The 10,253-nt window shown below is 69.6% G+C and carries 7 protein-coding genes and 1 pseudogene; 5 read left to right on the top strand and 3 right to left on the bottom strand.

The genetic code is table 11. The annotated features are described in order from the left end of the window. A pseudogene (locus tag ABD369_RS39290) lies at nt 1–416 on the bottom strand (hypothetical protein); the annotation flags it as partial. Nucleotides 417–683: 267 nt separating this feature from the next. Here ABD369_RS39290 and ABD369_RS39285 point away from each other — a divergent pair. Next, entirely contained in the window at nt 684–1,097 is a 414-nt protein-coding gene (locus ABD369_RS39285; protein WP_344641441.1) for a cupin domain-containing protein, read from the top strand. A 276-nt stretch (nt 1,098–1,373) separates the two neighbouring features. Here the strand turns inward: ABD369_RS39285 and ABD369_RS39280 are convergent, their stop codons facing one another. Beyond that, on the bottom strand, nt 1,374–4,832 hold the full coding sequence (locus ABD369_RS39280; RefSeq protein WP_344641440.1) for an SDR family NAD(P)-dependent oxidoreductase: 3,459 nt from the start codon (nt 4,830–4,832) through the stop codon (nt 1,374–1,376). Next, entirely contained in the window at nt 4,826–6,019 is a 1,194-nt protein-coding gene (locus ABD369_RS39275) for a cytochrome P450 (RefSeq protein ID WP_344641439.1), read from the bottom strand. The genes ABD369_RS39280 and ABD369_RS39275 overlap by 7 nt, the downstream gene beginning before the upstream one ends. A 230-nt stretch (nt 6,020–6,249) precedes the next feature. Here ABD369_RS39275 and ABD369_RS39270 point away from each other — a divergent pair, with 230 nt between their 5' ends. The 4 genes from ABD369_RS39270 to ABD369_RS39255 form a co-directional block, all read left to right on the top strand. After that, on the top strand, nt 6,250–7,242 hold the full coding sequence (locus ABD369_RS39270) for an aldo/keto reductase (protein WP_344641438.1): 993 nt from the start codon (nt 6,250–6,252) through the stop codon (nt 7,240–7,242). Next, nucleotides 7,239–8,429, top strand: coding sequence for a serine hydrolase domain-containing protein (locus ABD369_RS39265; protein ID WP_344641437.1), 1,191 nt, complete (start codon nt 7,239–7,241; stop codon nt 8,427–8,429). The genes ABD369_RS39270 and ABD369_RS39265 overlap by 4 nt, the downstream gene beginning before the upstream one ends. After that, nucleotides 8,426–9,724 (top strand): condensation domain-containing protein, encoded by a 1,299-nt coding sequence (locus tag ABD369_RS39260; protein ID WP_344641436.1) that lies wholly within the window; start codon nt 8,426–8,428, stop codon nt 9,722–9,724. The genes ABD369_RS39265 and ABD369_RS39260 overlap by 4 nt, the downstream gene beginning before the upstream one ends. A 32-nt stretch (nt 9,725–9,756) precedes the next feature. Further along, on the top strand, nt 9,757–10,253 hold a 497-nt coding region (locus ABD369_RS39255), incomplete at its 3' end, for a glycosyltransferase family protein (protein ID WP_486327354.1).

The raw sequence follows: 10,253 nt of genomic DNA, 5'->3' as shown, positions 1-10,253 counted from the left end.
TCGACGCGGTGGATCTTGCGGGCGGAGTCGGTCGCCCACAGCAGCCGTAGCGAGGGGACGCCTAGCGCGTCCGCGATGACCGGGCCGAGGAATCCCAGCGGCTCGTAGACGACGAAGTCCGGCCGCCAGGAGCGCGAGAACTCCAGGGTGTCGTCGGCCGTCGCCTCCGCGCAGTTGACGGCCATCTGCAGCGAGGTGATCCCTTGGCGTTCGCGGGCGTCCTTCTCGGCAGCGGTCCGGTCGCGGCTCGGCTGCCAGCCGCGGTAGGTCTCGCGGAGCGGTCCGTAGACGTCGACGTCGGCCCCTGCGGGCAGGGCCGGTAGCCCCGCCTGGGTGATGGTGGCCGCGAAGGAGGGCTGGCTGGCCACCATCACGTCGTGGCCGGCGGCCCGCAGTGCCCACCCGAACGGCACCATGGGATAGAAATGGGATCCCCAAGCCCAGGTGATGAACAACGCACGCATCGCTCTGCCCCACTCGCTCGAATAGCGCCGTTTCTTTCCCGGACAACGTGCCGTGGATGGCTCGGGGACGGCTGGTGCATATCTGGGGAACCGGTGTACGAGTGACTTTCCAGCGATGTTCGACAGGTCCGGCTGACGCTCACCGGAAGACATCAGCGGCCGACAGGGCGGCTGACGGGAAGGGAAAGGCGAGCCAGGATGCCTGGGGCGAACCGCGCGATGGTGCGAAAGATCCGGACGGACGAGATCACACCGAACCGCCGCAGGGGCGGCGACCTCAGGGTTGTGCTGAGCCCGAGTCTCACCGGCTCCACGTCGGGGTTCATGGGGTTGGTGAAACTCGAACCGGGTGAATCGGTCTCGGAGCATTACCACCCGTACTCCGAGGAGTTTCTCTACGTGGTCAAGGGCGAGATGGTGGCGACCGTCGACGACAGGGTGATCGAGCTCGGCGCGAATGAGGCGATCATGATTCCGATCGGGATCAGGCATCGCGTCCGCAATGACGGCGACGAGACCGCGGAGGCGGTATTCCACCTCAGCCCGCTGGCGCCGGAGCCGAGGCTGGGGCACGTGGACACCGAGCCGCCCGCCGACGCGAACGAGCCGCAGCCCGCAATCGGCGGTCAGTAACGTCTTCGCGGCCCGTTCGCCTGCCACTGCGTCAGGCGAACGGGCCGCGGGCTTGGACCGACCGGCATGGGGCCCGCGGCGTCACGTGCCGACAGCTGTCTCCCTCCCACTCCTACCCGCCATCGGGGAGGAGCGGCCCTCGGACGCGCGTCCCTCGTCGAGCGCAGCGCCGCTGCGCTCTCTTCCCCCAGCCTGGCGGCCTGGGGATCCCCCCGGCCGGAGGCTGGGGGATGAGGTGCCCCCCTCTTCCCCCGTGCTCCCCATGGCCGGTCGGTCTCACTCCGGATCGCGCTCGGTGATCCGCTGGGCCAGGTCAGCGAGCGTTCGTACGGTCGGGTTGTCGTAGAGGTCGGTGACCCGAATACGGGCGCCGAAGGTGTCGGCCAGGATCGCGGCGGACCGGATCGCCATGATCGACGTTCCGCCCATGCTGAAGAAGCTGGTGTCGATCTCGATGTCCGCTGTCCCGAGGACCTGCGACCACACCGTGGCGACCGTGCGTTCCCAGGAGGTCCGCGGCCTCGTACGCTCCGGCGCCTCGGTCATGGCCGACTGCCCTGCGGTCGTCGCCGGTTCCGTCGTCGGTTCCGCAGCTTCCGCCTCCGGCACCGGATCGAACCCGAGCAGCAGGTACCGCTCGTCCACACCGAGCGCGATCTCGAAGAGTTCGAGCGCGTCGTCCCTGGTCATCGTCCGGAATCCGCGGCGGCGGGCCGCCGCGTTCAGCTCTTCGCCCTTCCGGCTCATCCCGAGTCCCGACCAGACACTCCAGGCCAGGCAGTGGACCGGACCGGTCCCCGATCGCGCCCCGTGCCGCGCGAAGGCGTCGACCCCGGTGCAGGCTGCCGCGTAGGAGCCGAAGGGTGAGGCGCCGAAGAACCCGTTGAGCGACGAGAACAGCACCAGCGCGCACGACGGCCGTCGTGCGGCCAGCCGCGTGGCTGCCCAGGCCGACAGGAACTTCGACCGCAGGACCGTGCGGAAGGTCTCGACCGGCTCGTTCGTCAGGATGTGCTGTTCGGGTGCACGCCAGTTGTCGCCGATGTTCTCCGACGCCAGGTGCAGCACGAGGCCGACCGTCGTGCCCCACCGGGACTCGATGTCCGCGACACCGCGCTCGACGGCCTGCTCATCGCCGGCGTCGCAGCACAGGTAGTGGACCCGGCCCCGCCCGGCCAGTGCGGTGAGCCGTTCCGAGGGCGTCCCGGTACCGCCCACCTGCGCGGGGCTCCGCCCGACGAGCACAAGGTCCATCGCGTACCGATCCTGCAGATGGCGCGCGATCTCATAGCCGACGTCGCCGAGCCCGCCGGTGATCAGCGCGGTCGCGCCGGTACGCAGCGGCGACGCGGCGGCCTGCTCGGACGGGCGGACCGGAACCGTCCGGGCCACGTACCTGGTCCCGTCGCGGTACCCGACGACCGCCTCGCCGTCGGCGGCGTGGGCCTCGGCGCTCAGCGTGGCGAGGATGTCGGCGAGCGTCTCCTCGGTACCGAAATCGACCTGTCGTACGTCGATTCCGGTGCCTTCGCTCCGCGCGGTCCGGACCAGGCCCGAGGCGATCGACGCAAGCGGGTTGGTCGGGTCCTCGGGGCGGATCGCGCACGCATGGTGCGTCACGACGAACAGGCGTCGGAACGGTGCTGGGCTGCGCGTGGCGGACTGGAGCATCGTCAGCAGCGACGCCGGTCCGCCCTGGTCGAAGACCTCCGGTCCCGGTGTCGGCCGCGACTCGAAGTCCGAATCCGGCAGCCAGGCGTAGAGGGCCGCCGACGGACGCAGACCCTGGCGCTCCAGGGCGGCGTAGAGCGCGGCATAGCTCTTGCCGTCGTCCGGATCGACCTCGAACCGCAGCGGTTCCAGTTCACGGAAGGCGCGGCCGCGGGAGACGTGGATCACTCCGGGAGGCGTCGGCTCAGACGTCTGTTCGGCGTCGCGGAAGAGAAGGAACGTCTCCGGCGCCGTGTCGGCCGGTGCCGAAGGCGCCGACTCCTGCCAGGTCGGGGCGAACATCCAGGAGGCGGGGTCCTCGGTGCGCGCGTACTCCGCGGCAAGCCGCTTCCGCTGGATCTTCCCGATCGCGGTCTTGGGAAAGGACTCCGCCGCGACCATCACCACATCGTCGGGTGTGAACCCGAAGTCGCGGCCCACCACCTCGCGGATCCTGCGGGCCACCGGTTCCCGGGAGTGGCCGGAAGCGGTGCGCGGGGCCGCGAAGACGACGATCTTCTGCCGCCCGTGGCGCGTGTCCACACCGCAGACCGCCACAAAGCCCGGCCGGACGTCCGCGATCGTCTCTATCGCCGCTTCGATGTCATGGACGGGGACGTTGACACCGTTGATGACGACGTCGTCGTTGCCTCGGCCGACAATGGTCAGCTCGCCATTGCTGACGAACGCCCGATCGCCTGTGCGGAACCATCCGTCGGCGGTGAAGGCTCGCCGGTTCGCCTCCTCGTTCCCGACGTAGCCGCCGAACAGGGTTTCCCCGGTGATTTCGAGGTCACCGACGTGGTCGTAAGGCAGCACCTGCCCGTCCTTGCCGACGACCCTGACCGTGACACCCGGGATCGGCACGCCGGTGACCGTGAGGGGGATGGATCTCGCCCGGCCCGGGTGGACGAAGGCCAGTTCGCCATCGAGCGAGGCCGGGTCCACATGCAGCATGCCCACGGCCGCATCTGCGGCGTCCAAGCACGAATACACCACGCCGGAACCGGTTTCCGACATTCCCCAGCTCGGGTGCACCGCGTCCGGACGCAGGCCGTGGCACGCGAGGCGGTCGCCGAACTCCTGCGCGGTGGCGCCGACCACCGCCTCGCCGCCGTTGAGCACATGCCGCAACGCCCGCAGGTCCCACACCCGTTCGGTTCCCTGCCGTAGTTCGCTGTTGACCAGGCCGTAGGCGAAGTTGGGCGCCCAGGTCATCGTCACACCGAACTTCGTGAGCAGATCGAGCCAGGCCAACGGGTCCGCGATGATGCGCTGCGTATCGACGTTGATGTACTCGCAGCCCAGGAAGATGGCCTGAACGCACCACATGACCAGGCCGCCCACGTGGTCGAGCGGCATCCAGTTGAGCGCGACCTCGTCGGGCCCGAAGCCGCTGTGCCGGGCGGCGGCCCATGCGCGGTGCGCCAGGGCGCGGTTGGTCAGCGGCACGCACTTGGGGAGGCCCGTGCTTCCGGAGGTCAGCAGATTCACGGCGATGTCATCGGGCCGGGGATCCGCGATGTCGTCGAACGGTTCGCCACCGGTCCGCCCGCCGGGCAGGGGACGCAGGTCGAGGTAGCGGGCGCCCGCCACCGGGCGGGTCTGCTCCTCGTCGATCACCACCACCGGCCCGCCGAGCAGCTCACAGACACCTGCCAACCTGCGGTGGTCGGCGTCCATTGAATTCCCGCTCCTCGGCGGCCCGATCGGTGTCGGCACACAGCCTTCGAGCACGCACGCCCAGAACGCGGTGAGGAAGCGCCAGTTGTTGCGCACCGCCAGGACGACCGGTTCGGTGCGGGCGACGCCCGCGGCACGCAGCGCAAGCCGCACCGGACCGGCCGCGGTGATCAACCGGGTGTAGTCCGCAGTGTGTTGGCGGCCGTCGGCGTCGATGGTGATGACGCTCTTGCCGTCGGCCCGGCCGGCCCGCAACAGGGCGGCGCTCAGGGTTCGCGGCCAGTCGGCGGGCGGCACCTCCGCATCGCCTCGCAGGACCGCCCACGATGGTTTGCTTACCACATGACCTCCAGCCTCTTGAGCCCGAAGAGCACGGCTTCGTAGTCGACCGCGTCGTCGGTGATCTGCTGCGCGAGCCGCAGCTCGGGCAGGCGCGCCAGCAAGGTGGTGAAGACGACGGTCATCTCCAGCCGTGCCACACCCGCCCCGATACAGGAGTGGGGACCATGGCCGAAACCCAGGTGCCTGCGGGCATCGCGGCGGATGTCGAAGCTCTCCGGGGCATCGAACGCCCTCGGATCCCGGTTGCCCGCGCCCCCCAGCAGAACCACGCCGTCGCCCGCGCGGATCGTCGTGCCGTGGAGCTCGATGTCCTCGGCCGCGATCCGGACGGCCGCGAGTTCTCCGACGGACAGGAACCTCAGCAACTCCTCGACCGTCTGCAGCATCAGGTCCGGTTCGGCGCGCAGCGCGGCGAGCTGGTGCGGGTGCTGGAGCAGCGTGAGCACTCCGAGGGAGAGCATGTGGGCCGTCGTCTCGTAACCGGCCATCAGGATCACGAACACCGTGGCCAGCATCGACCAGTAGTCGATGTCTCCCGGTTCGACGTACTCCCGGAGCACCCTGCTGATCAGGTCGTCTCCCGGGGCATCGCGCTTGCTGTCGGCGACCGCCCGGACGAAGTCGAACAGTGCCTGGAACGCCTCCTGGTCCCGACGCGTCATCGCATCCACCGCGAGCTGCTCGAACCGGTGCTGCTCGCCCTTGGGCACACCGAGGATGTGCCCGACGGTGAGTGCGGGCACGGGCAGCGCCAGCGAGGTCACCAGGTCCGCCGGCGGCCCCGCCGCGATCAGCCGGTCGAGGCGTTCGTCGACACAGCGCTGGATGAACGGCCGCAGTTCGAGGACCCGCTTCGGAAGGAACTCGGGGAGGAACATGCGGCGCTGGGCCCGGTGCTCCGAGCCGTCCATACCGAGGAACACCGGTGTCGTGCCGAGTTGGGCGGTCTGGGCGTCGAGGAAGGGAAAGCCGGTCCGCGACCGGTCCGCGCTGATCCTCGGATCGGCCAGCAGGGCACGGATGTCGTCATACCTGGAGACCAGCCACAAGGGATCGCCGTTCGCGAGGCGCGCCTGCCCAACCGGGGTGTGCTCGCGCATCTCGGCGTACGCAGGAGGCAGGCCGAACGGGCAGGGACGGCGCATCGGAAACGACGGCAGTGCGCTGTCCGCCCCGGCCGCCGTCACAGTCCACCTGCCGTCCGGCGCGGGACGGTGACCGCGCCTGATAGAACCGCGTCACTGGAGGAAGGGAACAAATCGCACTGCATCGGGCCCTCCGGTCTCCTCTGGCCTGGGCAGTGACCATGGTCGGTGCCCATCGAAAGCCACCCGTGCTCGCGTCGATCCGCCGGTTGACCGCGGGGATATCGGCGCTGGAGCGGTATCCGAGTCGGCCACTGGAGGCTGACGGAACCATGACCGTTCTTCTCAGTGACGACCTGCGTGTGAGCCCCGTCGGCCTCGGGGCGATCATGTCGGTCTACAGTCCGGCTGCCAAGCCCGTCGAGCCCGCCGAGGCACTCGACATCCTGAACTACGCCGTCGACATCGGCGTCACCTTCATCGACACCGCGGATGTGTACGGCCACGGCGCCAACGAGGAACTCGTTGGCAGGCTACTGGCCGACCGCCGTACCGAGGTGACGGTGGCCACGAAGTTCGGCATCACCGGAGACCTGCAGGGCAACCGCCGTGCCCGGGGCGACCGGGCCTACGTGTTGGCATGCGCCGATGCCAGCCTCAAGCGGCTGGGAACCGACGTCATCGACCTGTACTACATGCACCGGCTGGACCCCGAGGTGCCGATCGAGGACACCGTGGGCGCCATGGCGGAACTCGTAGCCGCCGGGAAGGCGCGCCATCTGGGGCTGAGCGAGGTCACGGCGAGCGAACTGCGCCGTGCTCACGCCGTGCACCCGATCGCGGCAGTGCAGTCCGAGTGGAGTGTGTGGAGCCGTGACGTCGAGTCCGGCATCGTCCCGACGGCGGCGGAGCTCGGCGTCGGGTTCGTGCCCTACTCACCGCTGGGCCGGGGGTTTCTCGCAGGCACGGTCAGCCCGGGATCATTGACCGCCGACGATCTCAGGCGGGCGCTGATGCCGCGCTACAGCGAGGACAACCTGTCGGCGAACCTCACCGCGACGGGTGTCATCACCACCGTCGCTGAGGAGACCGGTCTGACCCGGGCGCAGGTCAGCCTGGCCTGGCTGAACGCGAAGGGCCGGGAGTTCGGCCTGCCGGTCGTGCCGATTCCCGGCACCAGGAGGCGGCAGTACATCGCCCAGAACCTCGCGTCGACACAGGTCGTGCTGACGGAGGAGCATGTCGCCGCTCTCGACACCGTGGCCGATGCGGTCGCGGGGGCCCGTTCCCGCGACCCGCACTGGATTTCCTCCGGCCGCGAGTGACCACGCACAGCCGCCAGGACCACGGGAAGGTGGAGGAGTTGATGGGGATGCAGCCGGGTACCTCGACGGCGGCCGTCGGCTCGCCGGGTGACACGGATCGCACGGCGCTGGCACAAGCCTTGGACGAGCTGATCGCGGCCGGAGCCACGGGCGTTCAGCTTCGCGTGTACGACCGACTCGGGGAGTGGACCGCCACCGCCGGAGTCGCCGAACGCGGTTCCCCGGGCCCGGTGCCAGCCGACGGCCTGTTCCGTATGGGCAGTGTCACGAAGACCTTCGTGGCGGCGGTGCTCCTGCTGCTGACAGGCGACGGAGAGGTGCACCTGGACGATCCGGTGGACCGGTACCTGCCGCGGTTCGGCCTGGACGACCGGCTCACCGTGCGCATGCTCCTCATGCATGTCAGCGGTCTGTACAACTACTCCGGGGAGAACCGGCTGGACGGCAGCTCGGGCCCGGGAATCTTCCCGGCCGACGGCGAGGAGTACGTGCGGAACCTCGCAACTCCCTATGAGCCCGACGAACTCGTCCGGTTCGCGCTGGAGAAGCCGGCCCACTTCGCCCCGGGAACGGGCTTCGGATACTCCAACACCAACTACATCCTGGCCGGACTCCTGATCGAGGAGATCACCGGCGCGCCGTACGCGCGGCAGGTGCACGACCGGATCACGGCGCCACTCGGTCTGACCGACACCACTGTGCCGGGACGGCAGACCGACATTCCCGGCCCGCATGCCCACGGCTATCTCGGCTACCGTCACCAGGGCGAGCTGAAGGTCGTCGACGTCACCAGGTCCAACCCGTCGTGGTACTGGGCCGCCGGTGAGATCATCTCCACCACCCGAGATCTCGATGCCTTCCTCGCCGCACTGCTCGACGGCCGACTGCTGCCGCCGCCCCTGCTCGCCGAGATGTTGTCCTTCACTCCACCGCCGCCGCACCCGGGCGTCAGCACCGGCATGTTCCGCCGGGAGTTCGCCCCCGGATGCACCGGGATCGGCCACTTCGGAAGCGTTCCCGGCTACCTCTGCCACGCCTACAGCACGTTCGACTGCACCGCGCGGCTGGTGATGTCGGTGACCAAGGGCGCCGTCGATCGCTTCGATCCGCCCGTCTTCTCGAAGTTCCGGGCGGCGGTGGACCGCGCACTCGCGGTCTGCTTCTCGTCCCTGGTCCGGCGGCCATGACGGCGCCGGCTTCAGTACGGTGGCTCGCCGGTCTGCCCGCGCCGCAGGCACGCTACTGGTTCGCCGAACAGATGAGCCCGGGGTCACCGGACGCGATGGACTCGTTCGTCTTCCGCCTGTCCGGCCCCGTCGATCCCACGGCGCTGCGACGGAGCCTGCGCAACGTCGTGTGCCGGCACAACGCGCTGCGCAGCCTGATACGCCGGGAGAAGTCCCGCGGCCTGCAGGTGACGGTCATCGAGCCGGGGGACACGGGCGAGGTGCTGGAGGTCCGCCGCACCGATCCAGGAGCACACGAACCGGTCCTGCGTGAGTTCATCGCGCGTCCGTTCCGGCTGGACCGGGACATACCAGTACGTGCGCTCCTGGTGGTGCCCGGCGACGTACCCGGTCAGGGCCATTTCGTCGTATCCGCCCACCACACCGCGTTCGACGGGTGGTCAGCCACCGTGTTCTTCTCCGAACTCAGCGACGCCTACCGTGAGTTGGTGCACGGGAATCCGCCGCCACCGTGCCGGACCAGCGACTACCGGCAGGTCTGGCGTGACCAGAGCGAAGCCGAAACCGAAACCGACCAGCAGGCGCTCATGGAGTGGGCCAGGGAGCTCGTCGGCGTCCCCGATCTTCCGCTGCCGCGGGTTTCACCCCCTGCCGCCTCCGGTGCGCTCCGCGAGAAGTCGGTTGCCCTCGGCACGCGGCACATCGGCCTGATCGCGGGCGCCGCCAGGCTCAAGGCGACCACACCGAACGCCATTCTGCTCACCGCCTGGGTGCGGGCCCTGCGCTCTTTCACCGGCGGGACCGACTTCGCGGTGGCGCTACCGGTCAGCGGGCGCACATCACTGGCGAGCACCACCACCATCGGATGCTTCGTCTCGGTGGCCCCACTGAGATTCCGCGGCAGTGACGCCGACGTGGACTCCGATCTCGACCAGACGATCGCCGGGCTGGCCAGAGCCCTGCGGTTCCAGTTCATGCCACTTGAGCAGGTCGTCAGCGAAAGCGGCCCGCGCGACCCTCATCGCACACCCCTGTGCCAGGCGGCCTTCGTGTCACAGGAACAGACCGACCTCACCCTGCGCCTGGCCGATGTCGAGTGCGTGCACATCCCCCGGCTCAAAACGGAGTCGGCCTTCGAACTGACGCTGGAGGTGTGGTTCGGCGGCGAGATCAGCGCCCGGATCAGGCACCGCGTCGACGTGCTCGACGACCAGCGGGCCACCCTGCTCGCGGACCTGTGGCGGAGCGAGGTGGAGACGGTTGCCAGATCCGTCATGGAAGATCCGTCACGGTGATCCGTGGCGGCGCACCGAAAGGACGTAGAGCGATGCGCGCGTTGTTCATCACGTGGGCCTGGGGTTCGCACTTCTACCCGATGGTGCCGTTCGGTTGGGCGCTGCGGGCCGCCGGCCACGAGGTGATGGTGGCCAGCCATCCGTCCTTCACGCCCACCATCACCCAGGCGGGGCTGCCGGCCCTGCCCGTCGGCAGCGACATCGACGTCAGGGCCCGCGCTGCCACCGCGTTCGGCACGTGGCGCCCGAAACAGGCACCGACAGCGGCTCGGCGGGCAACGGATCAGTCGACCGAGGATCGGCCGGCGGCGTCCGCACGCAGACGGGGAATGGGGGCGCTGCGGCTGGCCGCGGACAGCGCGGAAGCGATGGCCGACGACACCCTGGAGTTCTCGCGCGCCTGGCGGCCGGACCTCGTCGTCCACGAGCCCATGGCCCTGCTCGGGCCGCTTCTCGCCGGCCATCTGGGAGTTCCCGCGCTGCGGCTGCTGTGGGGAGTCGACTTCGGGCGCTCGATCACGCAGGCGAG

It is taken from the genome of Kitasatospora cystarginea (assembly GCF_039533515.1).
In the GTDB taxonomy this organism is placed as follows: Bacteria; Actinomycetota; Actinomycetes; order Streptomycetales; family Streptomycetaceae; genus Kitasatospora; species Kitasatospora cystarginea.
Note: the sequence above shows the minus strand (reverse complement) of the source record. Positions and strands in the feature narration are given on the sequence as shown.

What these genes read in the sequence shown, in the direction of transcription:
- ABD369_RS39260 (WP_344641436.1), top strand. Translation starts at nt 8,426, where the DNA reads ATGACGGCGCCGGCTTCAGTACGGTGGCTCGCCGGTCTGCCCGCGCCG.
- ABD369_RS39285 (WP_344641441.1), top strand. Translation starts at nt 684, where the DNA reads ATGGTGCGAAAGATCCGGACGGACGAGATCACACCGAACCGCCGCAGG.
- ABD369_RS39270 (WP_344641438.1), top strand. Translation starts at nt 6,250, where the DNA reads ATGACCGTTCTTCTCAGTGACGACCTGCGTGTGAGCCCCGTCGGCCTC.